Below are 17,054 nucleotides of genomic sequence, written 5' to 3' on the forward strand. Positions count from 1 at the left end.
ACGTGGGCTGTAGTTGACCATTTCGACAAGCTTGAGCGCCCTCGGCTCAACTTCAAGTTGACTCCCGGCCACGGTCGGAGGCAAACTTGAGCGGAGGACGCTCACCAAGCGAAAAACTCGCGGTCATGTTCGAGATCAACCACTCGGGCAGAGAACCGCAGAACGAAAGGTAGGAACACTATGGCTCGTGCAGTCGGTATCGATCTCGGTACGACCAACTCGGTAGTTGCAGTGCTGGAGGGCGGCGAGCCCGTAGTGGTCGCCAACGCCGAAGGCTCACGTACCACCCCCTCGGTGGTCGCATTTGCCAAGAACGGCGAGGTTCTCGTCGGTCAGCCCGCGAAGAACCAGGCAGTCACGAACGTCGACCGCACCCTCCGCTCCGTCAAGCGCCACATCGGCACTGACTGGAACGTGGAAATCGACGGCAAGAAGTACACGCCGCAGGAAATCAGCGCCCGCACGCTCATGAAGCTCAAGCGTGACGCGGAGGCTTACCTCGGCGAAGACATCACCGACGCCGTCATCACCGTCCCCGCGTACTTCGAGGACGCACAGCGTCAGGCAACCAAGGAAGCCGGCCAGATCGCCGGCCTCAACGTCCTTCGTATCGTCAACGAGCCCACCGCGGCTGCACTGGCATACGGACTCGACAAGGGTGACACCGAGCAGACCATTCTGGTCTTCGACCTCGGTGGCGGCACCTTCGACGTCTCCCTGCTCGAAATCGGCGACGGTGTCGTCGAGGTTCGCGCAACCTCCGGTGACAACCACCTCGGTGGCGACGACTGGGACGAGCGCGTCGTCGCTTGGCTGGTCGACAAGTTCAAGGCTCAGAACGGCATCGATCTGACCAAGGACAAGATGGCCCTGCAGCGTCTGCGTGAGGCTGCGGAGAAGGCGAAGATCGAGCTCTCCAGCTCGCAGAGCACCTCCATCAACCTCCCGTACATCACGGTCGACGCGGACAAGAACCCGCTCTTCCTGGACGAGCAGCTCACCCGCAGCGAGTTCCAGAAGATCACCTCGGACCTGCTCGATCGCACTCGTGCGCCGTTCCAGGCAGTGATCAAGGACAGCGGAATCGCCGTCAAGGACATCGACCATGTCGTGCTCGTCGGTGGCTCCACCCGTATGCCGGCCGTCTCCGATCTGGTTCGTGAACTGACCGGTGGCCGTGAGCCCAACAAGGGCGTCAACCCGGACGAGGTCGTCGCCGTCGGCGCCGCACTCCAGGCCGGTGTGCTCAAGGGTGAGGTCAAGGACGTTCTGCTCCTCGACGTCACGCCGCTTTCCCTCGGCATCGAAACCAAGGGTGGCGTGATGACCAAGCTCATCGAGCGCAACACCACGATCCCCACGAAGCGTTCCGAGACCTTCACCACCGCTGACGACAACCAGCCTTCGGTGCAGATCCAGGTCTTCCAGGGTGAGCGCGAAATCGCTTCGCACAACAAGCTGCTCGGCTCCTTCGAGCTCACCGATCTGCCGCCCGCCCCGCGTGGCGTTCCGCAGATCGAGGTCACCTTCGACATCGACGCCAACGGCATCGTGCACGTGACGGCGAAGGACAAGGGCACCGGCAAGGAAAACACGATCAAGATCCAGGACGGCTCCGGTCTGTCCAAGGAAGAGATCGAGCGGATGGTCAAGGATGCCGAGGCTCACGCCGAGGAAGACAAGGCCCGTCGCGAAGAGGCAGAGGTTCGCAACCAGGCCGAGTCGCTGGTCCACCAGACGGAGAAGTTCGTCAAGGAGCAGCGTGAAGGTGAGAACGCGGGCAAGGTCTCCGAGGAGATCCTGACCAAGGTCGAGGCAGCGGTCAAGGACGTCAACGACGCCCTGACAGGCACCGACATCGCTGCAGTGAAGACCGCAGTGGAGAAGCTGGGCACCGAGTCGCAGGCTCTGGGCCAGGCCATCTACGAGGCTTCCGCTGCAAACGAGGCCGGAAACACCGACGGCGCAGGCAATGACGACGACGTCGTCGACGCCGAGGTTGTCGACGAGCCCACCGACTCGGACAAGAAGTGACCTCGGACAACCCCGAGAACAACCCGGTCGACCCCGAGACCGGTGCACAGGGAGAGGCGGCGGGGGAATCCCTGCCGCCGCTCGACTCGGAAGACACAGGGGTAGTTCAGGAAGCAGAGTCGATCGTGGAGGAAGCATCCGCCACCGATCAGCTCGCCGAACGGACTGCGGATCTGCAGCGACTTCAGGCGGAGTTCACCAACTACCGTCGTCGCGTCGAGCGTGACAAGCAGGTCATCAAGGAAACCGCGCGGGCTTCGGTCATCACCGAGCTCATCGGAATTCTCGACGACCTGGATCGCGCTCGGGCACACGGTGACCTCGAATCGGGTCCACTGCGTGCACTCGCAGACAAACTCAACACGACCCTGACGGGTCTGGGTTTGACCGACTTCGGCAGCGAGGGTGACGATTTCGATCCCGCACTCCACGAAGCGGTGCAACATGAAGGCGAAGGCCACGACCCCGTACTCGGGACGGTCATGCGCAAGGGATACAAGCTCGGCGACCGGGTCCTTCGGACCGCAATGGTGGCCGTGACGGACCGGGTAGGCGACAAGCCTGCAGACGGTTCAGAACAAGAAGCGAAGTAAGAGTGAGAGGAGGAGACGCCCAGTGAGTCAACGGGAGTGGATCGAGAAGGACTTCTACAAGGAGCTGGGCGTCTCGTCCACCGCGACGGCCGACGAAATCAAGAAGGCGTATCGCAAGCTGGCTCGGGATCTTCATCCCGACGCCAACCCTGACGATGCGAAGGCCGAAGAGCGTTTCAAGTCCGTCAGTGAAGCTCATGCCGTTCTGTCTGATCCGGACAAGCGCAAGGAGTACGACGAGGCTCGGCGCCTCTTTGCCAGCGGCGGCTTCGGCCCCCGCGCGCAGGGCGGCGGCGGATTCAACCCCGGCGCTGGTGGTTTCGACATCAACGACCTGTTCGGCGGCGGGGCCGGTGGGCAGGACTCGGGTCTCGGAGACATCTTCGGCGGATTGTTCAACCGCGGGGGAGCGGGCCAGCGAACAGCTGCGCCCAACCGCCCGCGTCGAGGCAAGGATCTCGAGACCGAGACGACGCTCGCCTTCCGTGAAGCAGCGCTCGGTGTCACCGTCCCTCTTCGTCTGACCAGCCCTACGTCGTGCACCACGTGTCACGGCAGCGGCGCAAAGCCAGGCACCAGTCCGCGAGTGTGCCCACATTGCAACGGAACCGGCGTGGTCAGCCGGAACCAGGGCGCCTTCGGATTCAGTGAGCCGTGTGACGATTGCCGGGGAACCGGCTCGATCATCGACTCGCCGTGTGAAGACTGCCACGGTAGCGGCGTCACCAATCGCACACGGACCATCACGGTTCGCGTGCCTGCCGGTGTGAGTGACGGTCAGAAGATCAGACTCAAGGGCAAGGGCGAAGCGGGACTCCGCGGCGCTCCGGCCGGCGACCTGTTCGTCAACATCCGCGTCAAGCCGGACAGTGTCTTCGGACGCAACGGCGACGACCTGACACTGACGGTTCCGGTGAGCTACGGCGAGCTGGTGCTGGGAACGACACTGTCCGTGCCGACTTTGGAAGGCCGTGTCGGAGTGAAGGTTCCGGCTGGAACGGTGGACGGACGCATTCTGCGAGTTCGCGGACGCGGTATCCCCAAGCGGCCGGACGGTGCCGGTGACCTTCTGGTCACGGTCAAGGTATCCGTTCCGCAGAAGTTGGACGACCCGGCGATCGAAGCGCTGAAAACCTATCTCGAAGCCGAGAAGGCGAGCGGGTTCGATCCACGGGCCGGGTGGGCCGGTGCATGATGACAGAGCGACCGCAGAATCAATGGGATGCGACGGTCGATCCTGACGCTCAGATCTTCGTGATCTCGGTGGCAGCCGAGTTGGCCGGAATGCACGCGCAGACTTTGCGTAACTACGACCGACTCGGGTTGGTCACCCCGCATCGAACCACCGGTGGCGGACGACGCTACTCCCCGCGCGATGTTGCGCTTCTTCGTGAAGTACAACGGCTTTCGCAGGACGAGGGAGTCAACCTTGCCGGAATCAAACGAATCATCGAACTGACCAACCAGGTCGAGGCTCTGCAGCATCGCGTCCGCGAATTGGCCGAGGAGATCGCGAAAGTCCATGCGGGCTATCGCCGGGATCTCGTGCCGATTCCGCGCAACAACGCGTTGGTGGTCTGGAAGCCCCGCAACCAGCGATAGTCGGACCTTTACACAATCGGCTCCACGCCCTGTCGGATTCATTTCGTCGAATCCGCCAGGGCGTGGAGCCGTTTCGGCGTTTCCACCCAGCGGGAAGAGATCTGTCGACGCCGCCTCAATGTGCATAGCGTCCGCTTCCATGACTCCACTTTTCAGCGTTTGACGTTATCCAGATCACATTCTATGCTCCATCCCAAGCAACTGCTTGCTAGATCATCAAGCGGGTGCTTGGTTGGCTGGTGCTCGAAATCAGGCACGTCCACCGGCCGATCATTCTTTCGTCAGGTATTCGCCTGACGTTCGGTGCATACATGTGTTCTAGGAGTGCAGACATGAATCGTCGGCCCATTCTTGTTGCGGCAGTTGCCGTGACGGCTCTGGCTCTTGCAGGGTGCAGTGGTTCTTCGGAGTCCGACGGAGGTGCGGACTCGCCCTACCGTGTGCTGCTGACCGGCGGGATCAGTGCACAGGGAGTCCTCGCGGCTAATTCGCAGACCTCGCTGCTCGCCACCAAGGCGGGCGTTCAGGTCCAGAACGAAGCCGGGGGGATCGGTGGCCGTCAGATCGAGCTCACTACGGTGGACGACGCGGGTGACGCAACCATCGCCGTCACCAAGCTGCGCGAAGCCATCAATTCGGGGAACAAGCCTGACCTCTACCTGAACTCGGGTCCGTCGTCGATCGCGGCTGCGGTTCTGCCGATCCTCAAGCAGAACAACATTCTCTCGATGAGCATGGCTCCCTCTCCCGATTCGACGGACCCCTCGAAGTTCCCGCTCAACTTCGATCTGGCTCCGGGTGCGACCGATACCGCTCGCGGAATTTCCGAGTACGCGAAGTCCAAGGGTTACAGCAGCGTCGGAGTCTTGCACGGCAGCACCGCTTACGGTGAGCTGTTCGGCGAAGAAATGACCAGTGCTTTGCAATCCGCAGGTCTGAAGGCCACCGGTAACGAGGAGTACGACGCCGCCGCTTTGGACATGACGGCGCAGTTGCAGTCGCTCAAGAATTCGGGCGCCGCGGCAATCGCCTTGGATGCGTACGGCGCTCCTCTCGGATACGTGTTGCAAAGCCTCGAGCGACTCGGCTGGGACGTGCCGCTGGTCGGAAACACCTCGGTGTCTGCCACCAACCTGATCGCGAATGATCCGCCGGCCGGTGTGCTCGGCACCCCGCAGGTGAAGAACCTGGTGACGCAGGTGTTCAGCAGCACGGTGTTCGATCCGAACAACGCACTCGTCAACACGATGGTGGACACGATGGCTTCGCTGGGCTCCATCCCGTCGACGCTGATCCTCGCGGACAACTACGACGCATTCCCCCTCGTCGCGGCGGCAGCGGAGAAGGTCGGCAGTTCGACCGATCCGAAGAAGCTCGCCGAAGCACTGGAAACCACTGAGGTCCAGGAGAATGCCAAGACCGCATTCCTCTCGCGCTACAACTTCAGCTCCGACAACCACGGCCCGAACCCGGACACCAGCGAGCTGAAGTTCATCAGCCCGACGAAGATCCTCAACGGTCAGTTCGGAAACCCGGCTGCGTCATGACCATTCTGTGGTCCGGATTGGCGCTCGGCGCGGTTTACGTGCTGGTTGCCATCGGGTACAACATCGTTTTCGTTTCCTCCAACACATTCAACTTCGCTCAAGCTCAGCTGATGATGGTGGGCACCTTTGTCGCCTACACGGGTCTGGTGACCCTGAAACTCCCCGTTCTCGTGGTGGCCGTCATGGCTACCGTGACCGTGATGCTCCTCGCCTCGGTCGAGGAGATCGTCGCGATCAGACCGGTGGCCGATCACCAGAACCAGTTGGTCACGACGTTGGGTGTCGCAACTCTGCTCAACGGCGCCACTCAATTGATCTGGGGTAGTGAACCTCTCACGGTTCCGTTCTTCGGATCGAACGAACCGATCACCCTGCTCGGCGGCCGTACCTACCCGGTCGAGATCGCTCTGCTGGTTGCGGCGATCGCACTGGTCGTCGGGTTGAGTTACGTCTCGAAGAAAACGATGACGGGTCTGGCTCTGATCGGCATCTCCGAGGATCGTGAAGCGGCGATGCTGCGAGGAGTCAACGTACGACGGTTGGCACTGGGAGCGTTTGCCTTCTCGGGTGCCTTGGCCGGTGTCCTCGGACTCTTCGTCGGCCCCAAGACGTTTGCAGTTGCGACGTTGGGTGCAGCGTTGGCCCTCAAGGGATTCGTGGCGTTGGCGATCGGCGGGTTCGGCTCTCTGCCTGGCGCTTTGATCGGCGGTCTGACCGTCGGCCTGGTGGAATCGTTCACCGCCCTGTGGGCGGGAAGTCAGTACAGCAATATCGCCGTCTTCACGGTGCTGATCGTCATCTTGATGGTCAAACCGGCTGGACTGTTCGGCAATGTCCGAGAACGGGTGGTGTGAGATGGTAAGTGCGTGGCGGACTTTCCGTTCCCTACCGAGCTGGATCATCCCACTCGTCCTGGCCGTGGTGATCCTGCTGCTGCCCGTGATGGGACTCGACCTGTCGACATCACGTCAGATTCAATTGGCCTGCATCCTGGCACTTGTGGTCAGTGGCCTGAACTTGAGCCTCGGCTTTGCCGGTGAACTGGCACTCGGCCAGGCAGCGATGTACGCGGCCGGTGCCTACACCGCGGGTCTGATGTCCCAGGCCGGTCACACCGACATTCTGCTTCAGCTTGCTGCCTCCGGAGCAGTGGCACTGGCGGTCGGAATCCTGACCGGTGTTCCCGGTCTGCGCCTGGGCAACTGGTCCCTGGCGATGACGTCGTTCTTCCTGGTTCTGCTGGTACCGGACGTACTGGCGATCTTCGGTGGCAAGACCGGCGGCCGAAACGGCCTCACCGGTATGGAGCCGCCGACGTTCTTCGGTTCCGAACTCGACACCCAGCAGTACTACATGGTGGTCGTCGTCGTGACCGTGCTCTGGTTCGCGGTGATGCGTAACCTGGTGGTCTCGCGCCACGGCATCGCGTTCCGCACGCTCAAGCAGTCGCCGGTTCTGGCGTCGTCGCAGGGTGTATCGGTGTTCCGGATGAAGCTGCTCGGTTATGCCATCGGTGCGTTCCCCGCCGGTCTGGCGGGTGCGCTGTTCGCCAACACCGACCTGTTCATCTCGCCGGAAGCCTTCGGGTTCACCTTTGCCACAGCAGTTCTGGCGGCGTCGATCCTCGGCGGTGCGGCAAGTGTGTACGGCGCCGTGGTCGGTGCCGCGATCATGCAGCTCGGTCCCAACCAGTCGACGGCGTTCCAGGAGTATTCGCTGATCTTCTACGGCGGCTTCCTGATCATCGGCGGTGTGCTTCTCTCCGGGGGTTTGACCAAGGTCGGGCGAGCGATCGTCTCGAAACTCGATCGCAAGGCCGGCCTGGGCGTAGTCACCGCAAAGGAAAACAGCGGTGGGACACCGGAACTGGCGCCGATCAACGGAGCACGGTTGGTAATCGACGGAGTCTCCAAAGCGTTCGGTGGCAACCAGGCGCTCAATGCGGCAACCCTGACCGCAGAGGCCGGTAAGGTCACCGCGTTGATCGGGCCCAACGGTTCGGGTAAGACGACCATGCTCAACATGATCTGCGGCTTCTACACCGCAGATGCGGGCGTGATCACGATCGGTGACACGGTGGTCTCGCAGTCGTCGCCGCACAAGGTGGCGCGCGTGGGTGTGGCGCGCACGTTCCAAACTCCGACGATTCCGGAAAACATCACGGTTCTGGAAGCTGTTGCATCCGGACGTTATTCGGTGCACCGAGCGTCGATGGCGTCGGCTGTGCTTCGCCTGCCCAGCTTCCGCAGGATCGCGAAGGCCGACATCGTCGAGGCCGAGCGTGTCCTCGAACTCGTGGGGATGTCACACTTGCGCAACGAGATCGCGACGTCGCTGCCCCTGGGGATGCGTCGCATGCTCGAGGTTGCTCGCGCCGTCATCGCCGAACCGAGGGTCGTCCTCTTCGACGAGGTGGCATCCGGACTCGACGAGGACGAACTCGAACGCCTGGCAGATCTGATCCGGGTACTGCGAGATGCCGGGGCGACAGTGGTGTTGGTGGAGCACAACTTCCGCCTCGTCCTCTCGCTGGCCGACGAGATAGTCGTGCTGGCGCAAGGGCAGGTGATCGCCACCGGCGATGCGGCAACCATCGAACATCACCCACGCGTGTTGAGCGAGTACCTCGGAGTCAAGTCCGGCGACGAAGAAGCACTTCTCGAAGAAATCGGCGCGGTAGACCATCAGACCAGTGAGGTGAAGTGATGGAACCGATTCTGAAGGTCCGAAACTTGCAGACCGGGTACGGCGATCTGCGCGTCGTCTGGGATGTCTCGTTCGACGTCTATCCCGGTCAGGTGACCGCCCTGCTCGGACGCAACGGCGCAGGCAAGACGAGCACGCTCCGTGCCCTGTCCGGCCTCAACAAGGTGGCCTCCGGAACCGTCGAGATGGACGGCGCCGACATCACCGGAGTCCCCGCGCACAAACGGGTACGACAGGGGATGGCGTACGTGCAGGAGGGCAAGCGGGTCTTCCACAAGCAGACCGTCGAGCAGAACCTCCTGCTGGGCGGGTACACCCGCAAGGCAAAGCGCGGCGAGCTTATGGAATCCGTCGAATCGATGTACGAGATGTTCCCGATCCTGGGGGAGAAGCGTTCGCTTCCCGCCGGTTCCATGTCGGGCGGTCAGCAGCAGATGCTCGCGATCGGCGCAGCGCTGATGGCGCAGCCGAGGTTGCTCCTTCTCGACGAACCTTCGGGCGGTCTCGCTCCCGTGATCGTCGGTGAGGTGATGGACCGCGTCCAACAACTCAAGGAAACCGGCCTGGCTGTTCTGCTGGTCGAGCAGGCAGTCGAGGCCGCGATGAGCGTCGCCGATCATGTCACGGTCCTCGACATCGGCAAGGTGGTTCTCGACGCCGATGCCAAGGACATCGACGACCTGGCAGTGCTCAAGGATGCGTACTTCGGACGCGTCTGAACGGCAATGACGACTTCAGCCCGGCCTCCTCGGCCGGGCTGAAGCCGTTTCCCGCTCCGTGGCACGGGCCCTAGCCGGCTCGGGGCCATCGATCTACCGTCCTGCAAACAACTCCCGCGAGAGGCAAACTCGATGACCACTGCTCCCGACGTGCTCGCCCCGGCGAAGCTCGGCCCGGTGACCCTTCGAAATCGAATCATCAAGTCCGCGACATTCGAAGGCAAAACTCCCGACGCCCTGGTCACCGACGAGCTGGTCGAGTTCCATCGTCGCCCAGCCGCCGGCGGAGTCGGGATGTCCACCGTCGCGTATTGCGCCGTCGCACCGGAAGGGCGCACCGAATACGGCCAGCTCTGGATGCGGCCCGATGCCCTCCCCGGGCTTCGGCGGCTCACCGATGCCATTCACGCCGAAGGTGCTGCTGCGTCGGCGCAGCTCGGCCATGCCGGTCCCGTGGCGAATCAGAAGTCGACCGGACTGCCCGCGCTGGCACCGTCGAGTTCGTTCAATCCGTTGAGCATGAGGATGATTCGCACCGCCACGACAGCGGACATCACCAGAATTGCGGCCGCGCACGGGAGCGCTGCGCGACTTGCCGTCGAGGCAGGATTCGACGCCGTCGAGATCCACTTCGGTCACAACTATTTCGCGAGCTCGTTCCTGAGCCCGAAACTCAACCGTCGTAAGGACTCCTACGGCGGATCGCTGGAGAACCGGGCTCGCGTCGTACTCGAAACTGCACGCAGTGTGCGCGATGCCGTCGGTGACAAGGTCGCGATCTTGGCCAAGCTGAACATGGACGACGGTGTGCCAGGCGGATTCTGGGTGGACGAAGCAATCCAGGTGGCGCAGTGGCTCGAAGCATCCGGAAGCGTCGACGCGCTCGAGTTGACGATGGGCAGTTCACTGCTCAACCCGATGTACCTGTTCAAGGGCGATGCGCCGATCCGCGAGTTCGCCGCGGCGATGCCGCAACCTGTTCGACTCGGTGTGCAGTTGGTGGGGAAGAGCATGTTGCATACCTATCCGTACAAGCCGTTGTTCATGCTGGAAGAGGCTCGGCAGATTCGTGCTGCGGTGAAGTTGCCGCTCGTGCTGCTCGGGGGTGTCACGGACAAAGCGGGCATGGATACCGCAATGGCGGAAGGGTTCGAGTTCGTCGCCATGGCACGGGCGCTGCTCAGAGAACCGGATCTGATCAATCGGATCGCGGCCGAATCCGATACCCAATCACTGTGCATCCACTGCAACAAGTGCATGCCCACGATCTTCAGTGGCGCCCGCTGCGTGTTGGTCGAACGCGTCTGAGCTGGTCAGCGCACACCACGTCCCGACATCCATGCGGATACCGGGTCGTGGGCCGTAGCGGATCAAGTTCGTGGTTGCATCAACGCTTGGTTCAGTTCTGCGTGAAGACGTCGTAGGAGGCGTTCATCGTGGGGTAGCCGGTGGCCATGTAGTCGGTGAGGATGACGTGCGTCGGGTCGCCGATGATGCGAGTCCCGTCGAGGGTGGGGTTGCCGACGTAGTTGTTGGCAGCCATGACCGTCTGGACGCCGTCGGCGACGTTGTAGGTGACGTCGACACCGATACCGCGGGGATCGCTGCTGTAGGCGGTGACGATCTCGGTGGTGTGCGGGGCCAGGTAGGAGCGGGGGCCGTTGATCCACTGTCCGTAGGGGTTGGACGCGCTGTCCAGCAGCATCGGGTTGTCGGTGTTGTTGGTGATGGTCATGGCAACCGTCGGGCCGTCGGTGGGCATGGTGCCGGCGTTGGCGATCGCTGCGGTTCCCAGTGCGGTTCCGCCGACAGCGAGGGCGATTGCGGTGACTGCTACGAAGCGAGTGGTGTTGGTACGCATGATGTCTGCTCCTGGGATGGTGTGTGGTTGCCGTTCTCGGCGATGAATCAATCTTGTCGCGAATGAGTGCTGCAGTATGTCCGCCGACGGGGCCGTGGCGGGGTTGAATCTCTTGTCCCCCGATCGGGGGAGGCGTAAGTGCTCGCATTGCTGGTACGGGCGTGAGAAAGTGAGCAATGCGCGAAGGCACGAAGCCGCTGGCCGGCAAGGTTTCCGTGGTGGTCGGCGACGATCACCCACTGTTCCGTGAGGGCGTGGTTCGGGCTCTGACCGGCAGTGACGGCATCGACGTCCTGGGCGAGGCCGACGACGGCGCAGCAGCGTTCGCAATGATCCGCGAACTACGCCCGCAGGTCGCGCTGCTCGACTTCCGGATGCCGCACCTGGATGGAACTCAGGTCGCCGCCGCAGTCGTTCGAGACGAGCTTCCGACGCGTGTGCTTCTGCTCAGCGCTCACGACGAATCGTCTGTCGTGTACCAGGCCCTGCAAGCCGGTGCTGCCGGATTCCTGCCGAAGGAATCCACTCGCGCCGAGATCGTGAGTGCCGTGCTCGACTGTGCTGCGGGACGAGATGTGTTGCCGCCCAGTATCGCCGCCGGATTGGTAGGAGAGGTTCGGCGTCGTAGTGAACCGTCCGGTCCGACGCTCAGCGCCCGCGAACGTGAGGTTCTCGGATTGATCGCGCAGGGCGCCAGCATCCCGGTCATCGCCTCACAACTCTTTCTTGCGCCCTCCACCGTCAAAACTCACGTGCAGCGCCTCTACGAGAAACTCGGAGTCAACGATCGAGGCGCCGCCGTCGCCGCTGCAATGCGGCAGGGATTGTTGGAGTGAGCAAGCGTCACCGAAGCACGTACGTGACGTTCATGGCCGGGTAACCCGAGGTCATCGTCACCGTGACGTCGTGGCTGTCGGGGGCGTACGTACCTCCGGCATCCGCCCTGGTCTTCGAGTTGGTAGCACTGAAGACAAACACCCCACCGTCGTCGGAGCGGTACGTGAGCACGATGGGGAAGTCGTTCTGGTTCTTGCTCGTGGCCACAACGTTCACGTTCATGTTGGGGAGGATGTAGTCCGCCGGCGGGACGACCCAGTCGCCGTTCGGGTTGGATGCGTCGACCAGATACAGGGCCCCGCGACCCGAATTGCTGATCATCGCCGTCGTGACGGATGTGTCGGTCATCGACTTCACCGTGTTCGCACCGGCGGAGCGGGCAACGAGAGCTGCCATGCTGAGGCCGGAGAAGGAAAGTGCTTCAGGTCGAATTGTGTTGGTGCTCATCATGTTCTCCTCGATTTGTCGGTCTCGGTGACCGTGTGTTTCTGTGATGAGACAACTATGGCCCCGAAATCCCTTCGGGTCTGTCCACCTACGGGTCCGAGTGCTGGACGACATCGCTGTCCCCCGATCGGTGGACACAGCGCTCTCCGCCCACCCAGTGTCATGGGGTGGAGGCTTCGCCCACCCCGTGTCATGGGGTGGAGGCTTCGCCCACCCAGTGTCATGGGGTGGAGGCTCCGCCCACCCAGCGTCATGGGGTGGAGGCTTCGCCCACCCAGCGTCATGGGGTGGAGGCTCCGCCCACCCAGCGTCATGGGGTGGAGGCTCCGCCCACCCAGCGGGAGAACCTGTTCCTCTACCATTCAACCCACTCGTAGCGTGGCCACCATGACCGATCCTGACTTCTCCACCGCACCACTCGACGTCGTAGTCATCGGCGCCGGCGTCGCCGGCATGTACGCCATGCACCGACTTCGCGAGCAGGGGCTGCGTGTCCACGGCTTCGAGGCGGGCTCCGGAGTGGGCGGCACGTGGTACTTCAACCGCTACCCGGGCGCACGCTGCGATGTCGAGAGTTTCGACTACTCCTACTCGTTCTCCGAAGAGTTGCAACAGGATTGGGACTGGAGCGAGAAGTACGCCGCGCAGCCGGAGATCCTGTCCTACCTCGATCACGTCGCCGATCGCTTCGACCTACGCAGTGGGTTCACTTTTGATACCCGTGTCCTGAGCGCACAGTTCGACGAGGACTCGTCGACGTGGCGAGTGCACACCGACGGTGGTCATGACGTCACCTCGCGGTTCGTGGTGTGCGCCACGGGCAGCCTCTCGACCGCGAACGTTCCGAACATTGCAGGTCGCGAGACTTTCGGCGGTGAGGTCTTCCACACCGGCTTCTGGCCGCACGAGGGCGTCGATTTCACCGGCAAGCGAGTGGGAGTGATCGGCACCGGATCGTCGGGCATCCAGTCCGTTCCGTTGATCGCCGAGCAGGCCGATCACCTCTTCGTGTTCCAGCGGTCCGCGAATTACAGTGTGCCGGCGGGAAACACGCCTCTCGATGACAAACGACGCGCAGAGATCAAGGCCGACTACGCCGAGCGTCGAGCGCTGTCCAAGCGCAGTGGCGGTGGATCTCCGTTCGTCTCGGATCCTCGCAGCGCGCTCGAGGTGTCCGAGGCCGAGAGGAACGCGGCCTACGAGGAGCGGTGGAAGCTCGGCGGTGTTCTGTTCGCCAAAACCTTCGCAGACCAGACCAGCAACATCGACGCCAACGCGACGGCGGCCGCATTTGCCGAGGCCAAGATCAGATCGGTGGTCGAAGATCAGGCCATCGCCGACCTGCTGATCCCGAACGACCACCCCATCGGGACCAAGCGGATCGTGACGGACACCGACTACTACCAGAGCTACAACCGTGACAACGTGAGCCTGGTCGATCTCAAGAGCGCACCGATCGAGGCAATCGACGAGGCCGGGATCAAGACGACCGACTCGCACTACGAACTCGACGCATTGGTGTTCGCCACCGGCTTCGATGCGATGACCGGGGCACTCGATCGCATCGAGATCCGTGGCCGCAACGGCGAGACCTTGCGAGAGAACTGGCATGCGGGTCCGAGAACCTATCTTGGTTTGGGAGTTCACGGCTTCCCGAACTTGTTCATCGTCACCGGGCCGGGCAGCCCGAGTGTGCTGTCCAACATGATTCTCGCTGCCGAACAGCACGTCGACTGGATCGCCGACGCGATCAACCACCTCGATTCGGCGGGGATCGACACCATCGAGCCGAGTGCCGAAGCCGTGGACAACTGGCTCGAGGAGTGCTCACGCCGGGCGTCGGCAACATTGTTCCCATCCGCGAACTCCTGGTACATGGGAGCCAACATCCCGGGAAAGCCGAGGATATTCATGCCCTTCATCGGAGGCTTCGGTGTCTACTCCGACATCTGTGCAGACGTGGCAGCAGCGGGATACCGAGGCTTCGAACTGAACAGCGCGGTGCACGCATGAGCCGGCTGGAGGGCAAGCGGGTACTCGTGACGGGTGCTGCCGGAGGAATGGGACGCTCACACTGTGAGCGGCTCGCCGAGGAAGGCGCGTCCGTGATCGCGTTGGATGTCGAACAGGCACAATCGGGGTTGGCGGAAACCGCTCAGGCAGTGCGTGATCGAGGCGGTATCGCGGTCACCGGTGTGGCGGATATTCGGGACTTCGACGGTCTGGCCGCCGTCGTGGCCGAGTGCGTTACCGAACTCGGCGGGTTGGACGTCGTGGTCGCGAATGCAGGCGTCTACGACACGCCGGGACCGTCGTGGACCATCGATCCTGCAGTGTGGAACCGCTCGCTGGACGTCAATCTGACCGGGGCGTGGCACACCGTCAAGGCCTGCGCTCCGCACTTCGGCGACGGTGGATCCGTCGTTCTGGTCAGCTCGACAGCGGGAATCAAAGGTATTGCCGGAGCAAGTCATTACAGCGCAGCCAAGCATGCCGTGGTGGGCCTGGCCAGAACGCTGGCCAACGAGTTGGGGGCGCAGAGTATCCGCGTCAACTCCGTGCATCCGGGTTCGGTACGTACCCCGATGATCATCAACGAGCGAGTGTTCGCGAACCTGTGCCCGGACATCGAGAATCCCACCGAAGGAGACGCTGCTGCAGTGCTCAGCGCTCGCAACTTGCTGCCCGTTCCCTGGGTCGATCCGGTGGACGTCAGTAATGCGGTCCTGTTTCTCGCATCCGCGGAGTCCCGCTACATGACCGGCTGTCAGTTGATTGTCGACGCCGGCCTGACCCAGAAAGTGTGAATTGATGACTTCTCGATTGGAAGGCAAGATCGCGCTGATCACGGGTGCGGCACGAGGAATCGGGCGGGCTCAGGCCGTGCGTTTTGCCGAAGAGGGCGCGGACATCATCGCGGTCGACGTGTGCACTTCGGTGGAAACCACAGTCACGCCGCCCGCGACGGAGGCCGATCTCGATGAGACAGTGGCGCAGATCCGGGCGCTGGGGCGAAAGGTCGAATCTGCGGTAGTGGACGTTCGGGATCTCGAGGCACTACGCAGTGCCGTGGACTCGGCCGTCGGAACGCTCGGTGGTCTCGACATCGTCTGCGCTACAGCTGGTATCACGTCCTCCGACGGGGCCCTGACCATGTCGGAAACGATGTGGCAGACCATGCTGGACGTCAATCTGACCGGCGTGTGGCACACCACGACCGTCGCGGCTCCGCACTTGATCGCGCGGGGCGGGGGATCGATGACACTCACAAGCTCCATCGCCGGACTTCGGGGGCTGGTCGGAGTCGCGCACTACACCGCAGCCAAGCATGGAGTCGTTGGTCTGATGCGTTCGCTGGCAAAGGAACTGGCTCCGCACAACGTACGCGTCAATACGGTCCATCCCACCAACGTCGACACCCTCATGATTCAAAACCCGTTGGTGCGCGGCAAGTTCCGCCCCGATCTCGAGAACCCGACGCGCGAAGAATTTGCTGCCGCAGCGATGACGATGAACATGCTCGCCATTCCGTGGATCGAACCGGTGGACGTAGCGAACGCTGCTCTGTTCCTGTCTTCCGACGAGGCTCGCTACATCACGTCGGTCGCCCTGCCGGTGGATGCAGGAAGTTCGTCCCGCTGAGGTTTCGAACAGCTGAAATCTTGAACAGCTGAAATCTTGAACAGCTGAGGTTTTGACACGCTGAGTTCCGCCACGGTGTGTAGCGTCGGTTTCACCTAACCGAAAGGCGTACACCGTGGCGGAACGGCGCTATCTGGAAGTCACCGTCGGGATCAACATCGTGATGGTCCTCGACCACCGCACGGTGGAGGTCTTCGACCGCACCGCCGCGAGCACGAGCGAAGTGGCTCGTTGGCATGTCGAACACATTGCGGTGAAGGCGAAACCGTCGAAGTCGGGACTGAAACTCACCATCGGGAACAGGCTCGCCGACGACTCGATCGCGGTAGCGGGTCCACGGGCATCGCTGACTGTTCCGCCGGAGAACGAGGCAGCCGTCATCGCGTTCTTCGACGAGGTCAAGGCTGCTCGGGTGTGAATCGGCAGAAGACCTTCGGCGCGGATGATTCGGGTTCTCTAGTCGAGCACGTCGTGCGCTGCCACGAAGATCGGGCCGGACGCACTTTTGTCGGGATCTCGGGAATCGAGGCTTCCGGAAAATCGACGATCGCGGACGAGTTGGCTGCCGGTATCTCGAAGTCGGGCCATGACTTCATCATGATCCATGGGGACGAGTTCTCGACTGCGAAAGCGGTACGGAACAAAGATCCTGACACGGTGCGTGGGTATCTCGAGGATGCGTACGACTATTCGAACCTGAGTAGCCGTGTGATGGTGCCGCTACGGTTGGCCGAAGTTACCGAAATTTCCTACGTCTCGACTGATCCGGAGACAGACGAATCTGTGGTGTCGAAGCCACGAGTCCCGGATCGCGCCATTGTGATCGTCGAGGGAGTGCTGCTTTTTCGCGGACTGATGCGAGATCAGTTCGACCTACGAATCTGGGTTGAAGCAAGCTTCGACGAGTCCTTGCGGCGTGCGAAGGGACGTCCGCGCGATGTGAGCTATTACGGGACGGCCGAGGCGATAGCGTCCCGGTACGAATCCCGGTTTCATCCGGCGCAGAGGATTCATCTGCGTGACGATCGACCACAACTGACCAGCCACGTAATCGTGCGTGGCTAGT

At 62.4% G+C, this 17,054-nt stretch carries 17 protein-coding genes; 15 read left to right on the forward strand and 2 right to left on the reverse strand.

Annotation, left to right across the window (positions count from 1 at the left end; translation table 11 throughout):
* The first annotated feature begins 180 nt into the window (after nucleotides 1-180).
* The 9 genes from dnaK to A0W34_RS06720 all read left to right on the forward strand — a co-directional run bounded on the left by dnaK (nucleotide 181) and on the right by A0W34_RS06720 (nucleotide 10,509).
* Complete coding sequence (dnaK, locus tag A0W34_RS06680) at nucleotides 181-2,034, forward strand: molecular chaperone DnaK (RefSeq protein WP_081557509.1); 1,854 nt, start codon at nucleotides 181-183, stop codon at nucleotides 2,032-2,034.
* Nucleotides 2,031-2,627, forward strand: coding sequence for a nucleotide exchange factor GrpE (gene grpE / locus A0W34_RS06685; RefSeq protein ID WP_003944430.1), 597 nt, complete (start codon nucleotides 2,031-2,033; stop codon nucleotides 2,625-2,627). Before dnaK ends, grpE begins: the two co-directional genes overlap by 4 nt.
* A gap of 22 nt (nucleotides 2,628-2,649) precedes the next feature.
* On the forward strand, nucleotides 2,650-3,822 hold the full coding sequence (gene dnaJ, locus A0W34_RS06690) for a molecular chaperone DnaJ (RefSeq protein ID WP_003944329.1): 1,173 nt from the start codon (nucleotides 2,650-2,652) through the stop codon (nucleotides 3,820-3,822).
* Nucleotides 3,819-4,229, forward strand: a complete 411-nt coding sequence (locus A0W34_RS06695) for a heat shock protein transcriptional repressor HspR (protein ID WP_003944355.1) — start codon at nucleotides 3,819-3,821, stop codon at nucleotides 4,227-4,229. Before dnaJ ends, A0W34_RS06695 begins: the two co-directional genes overlap by 4 nt.
* 332 nt (nucleotides 4,230-4,561) lie before the next feature.
* Nucleotides 4,562-5,776: an ABC transporter substrate-binding protein gene (locus tag A0W34_RS06700; protein WP_081557510.1), complete on the forward strand. Its 1,215-nt coding sequence runs from the start codon at nucleotides 4,562-4,564 to the stop codon at nucleotides 5,774-5,776.
* Nucleotides 5,773-6,630: a branched-chain amino acid ABC transporter permease gene (locus A0W34_RS06705; RefSeq protein ID WP_007726703.1), complete on the forward strand. Its 858-nt coding sequence runs from the start codon at nucleotides 5,773-5,775 to the stop codon at nucleotides 6,628-6,630. The genes A0W34_RS06700 and A0W34_RS06705 overlap by 4 nt, the downstream gene beginning before the upstream one ends.
* 1 nt (nucleotide 6,631) lies before the next feature.
* Nucleotides 6,632-8,482: a branched-chain amino acid ABC transporter ATP-binding protein/permease gene (locus A0W34_RS06710; RefSeq protein WP_081557511.1), complete on the forward strand. Its 1,851-nt coding sequence runs from the start codon at nucleotides 6,632-6,634 to the stop codon at nucleotides 8,480-8,482.
* Nucleotides 8,482-9,201: an ABC transporter ATP-binding protein gene (locus A0W34_RS06715; protein ID WP_003944438.1), complete on the forward strand. Its 720-nt coding sequence runs from the start codon at nucleotides 8,482-8,484 to the stop codon at nucleotides 9,199-9,201. The genes A0W34_RS06710 and A0W34_RS06715 overlap by 1 nt, the downstream gene beginning before the upstream one ends.
* A gap of 132 nt (nucleotides 9,202-9,333) precedes the next feature.
* Nucleotides 9,334-10,509 carry an NADH:flavin oxidoreductase gene (locus tag A0W34_RS06720; RefSeq protein ID WP_081557512.1) on the forward strand — a complete coding sequence of 392 codons (1,176 nt, stop codon included), beginning with the start codon at nucleotides 9,334-9,336 and terminating at the stop codon, nucleotides 10,507-10,509.
* 91 nt (nucleotides 10,510-10,600) lie between these two features.
* On the opposite strand, the gene A0W34_RS06725 is transcribed toward A0W34_RS06720, so the two are convergent.
* Entirely contained in the window at nucleotides 10,601-11,062 is a 462-nt protein-coding gene (locus tag A0W34_RS06725; RefSeq protein ID WP_007726708.1) for a hypothetical protein, read from the reverse strand.
* A 176-nt stretch (nucleotides 11,063-11,238) separates the two neighbouring features.
* Between A0W34_RS06725 and A0W34_RS06730 the strand changes: the two genes are divergently transcribed.
* Complete coding sequence (locus A0W34_RS06730; RefSeq protein WP_081557513.1) at nucleotides 11,239-11,898, forward strand: response regulator; 660 nt, start codon at nucleotides 11,239-11,241, stop codon at nucleotides 11,896-11,898.
* Between the two features lie 7 nt (nucleotides 11,899-11,905).
* On the opposite strand, the gene A0W34_RS06735 is transcribed toward A0W34_RS06730, so the two are convergent.
* Entirely contained in the window at nucleotides 11,906-12,346 is a 441-nt protein-coding gene (locus A0W34_RS06735; RefSeq protein WP_047269511.1) for a hypothetical protein, read from the reverse strand.
* Nucleotides 12,347-12,733: 387 nt separating this feature from the next.
* On the opposite strand from A0W34_RS06735, the gene A0W34_RS06740 reads away from it, so the two are divergent.
* The 5 genes from A0W34_RS06740 to A0W34_RS06760 all read left to right on the forward strand — a co-directional run bounded on the left by A0W34_RS06740 (nucleotide 12,734) and on the right by A0W34_RS06760 (nucleotide 17,053).
* Nucleotides 12,734-14,359, forward strand: a complete 1,626-nt coding sequence (locus A0W34_RS06740) for a flavin-containing monooxygenase (RefSeq protein ID WP_007726712.1) — start codon at nucleotides 12,734-12,736, stop codon at nucleotides 14,357-14,359.
* Nucleotides 14,356-15,153, forward strand: a complete 798-nt coding sequence (locus A0W34_RS06745) for a mycofactocin-coupled SDR family oxidoreductase (protein ID WP_081557514.1) — start codon at nucleotides 14,356-14,358, stop codon at nucleotides 15,151-15,153. The genes A0W34_RS06740 and A0W34_RS06745 overlap by 4 nt, the downstream gene beginning before the upstream one ends.
* A 4-nt stretch (nucleotides 15,154-15,157) precedes the next feature.
* Nucleotides 15,158-15,988 carry a mycofactocin-coupled SDR family oxidoreductase gene (locus A0W34_RS06750; RefSeq protein WP_007726714.1) on the forward strand — a complete coding sequence of 277 codons (831 nt, stop codon included), beginning with the start codon at nucleotides 15,158-15,160 and terminating at the stop codon, nucleotides 15,986-15,988.
* Between the two features lie 115 nt (nucleotides 15,989-16,103).
* Nucleotides 16,104-16,406, forward strand: a complete 303-nt coding sequence (locus A0W34_RS06755; RefSeq protein WP_042452216.1) for a hypothetical protein — start codon at nucleotides 16,104-16,106, stop codon at nucleotides 16,404-16,406.
* On the forward strand, nucleotides 16,403-17,053 hold the full coding sequence (locus tag A0W34_RS06760) for a hypothetical protein (protein WP_003944437.1): 651 nt from the start codon (nucleotides 16,403-16,405) through the stop codon (nucleotides 17,051-17,053). The genes A0W34_RS06755 and A0W34_RS06760 overlap by 4 nt, the downstream gene beginning before the upstream one ends.
* Nucleotide 17,054: the final 1 nt, after the last annotated feature.

It is taken from the genome of Rhodococcus sp. BH4, from assembly GCF_002079265.1.
Lineage (GTDB): Bacteria > Actinomycetota > Actinomycetes > Mycobacteriales > Mycobacteriaceae > Rhodococcus_F > Rhodococcus_F qingshengii.

What these genes read in the sequence shown, in the direction of transcription:
- A0W34_RS06745 (WP_081557514.1), top strand. Translation starts at nt 14,356, where the DNA reads ATGAGCCGGCTGGAGGGCAAGCGGGTACTCGTGACGGGTGCTGCCGGA.
- dnaK (WP_081557509.1), top strand. Translation starts at nt 181, where the DNA reads ATGGCTCGTGCAGTCGGTATCGATCTCGGTACGACCAACTCGGTAGTT.
- A0W34_RS06705 (WP_007726703.1), top strand. Translation starts at nt 5,773, where the DNA reads ATGACCATTCTGTGGTCCGGATTGGCGCTCGGCGCGGTTTACGTGCTG.
- A0W34_RS06710 (WP_081557511.1), top strand. Translation starts at nt 6,632, where the DNA reads ATGGTAAGTGCGTGGCGGACTTTCCGTTCCCTACCGAGCTGGATCATC.
- A0W34_RS06735 (WP_047269511.1), bottom strand. Translation starts at nt 12,346, where the DNA reads ATGAGCACCAACACAATTCGACCTGAAGCACTTTCCTTCTCCGGCCTC.
- A0W34_RS06750 (WP_007726714.1), top strand. Translation starts at nt 15,158, where the DNA reads ATGACTTCTCGATTGGAAGGCAAGATCGCGCTGATCACGGGTGCGGCA.
- A0W34_RS06700 (WP_081557510.1), top strand. Translation starts at nt 4,562, where the DNA reads ATGAATCGTCGGCCCATTCTTGTTGCGGCAGTTGCCGTGACGGCTCTG.
- A0W34_RS06730 (WP_081557513.1), top strand. Translation starts at nt 11,239, where the DNA reads ATGCGCGAAGGCACGAAGCCGCTGGCCGGCAAGGTTTCCGTGGTGGTC.
- A0W34_RS06725 (WP_007726708.1), bottom strand. Translation starts at nt 11,062, where the DNA reads ATGCGTACCAACACCACTCGCTTCGTAGCAGTCACCGCAATCGCCCTC.
- A0W34_RS06740 (WP_007726712.1), top strand. Translation starts at nt 12,734, where the DNA reads ATGACCGATCCTGACTTCTCCACCGCACCACTCGACGTCGTAGTCATC.
- A0W34_RS06715 (WP_003944438.1), top strand. Translation starts at nt 8,482, where the DNA reads ATGGAACCGATTCTGAAGGTCCGAAACTTGCAGACCGGGTACGGCGAT.
- A0W34_RS06720 (WP_081557512.1), top strand. Translation starts at nt 9,334, where the DNA reads ATGACCACTGCTCCCGACGTGCTCGCCCCGGCGAAGCTCGGCCCGGTG.
- A0W34_RS06695 (WP_003944355.1), top strand. Translation starts at nt 3,819, where the DNA reads ATGATGACAGAGCGACCGCAGAATCAATGGGATGCGACGGTCGATCCT.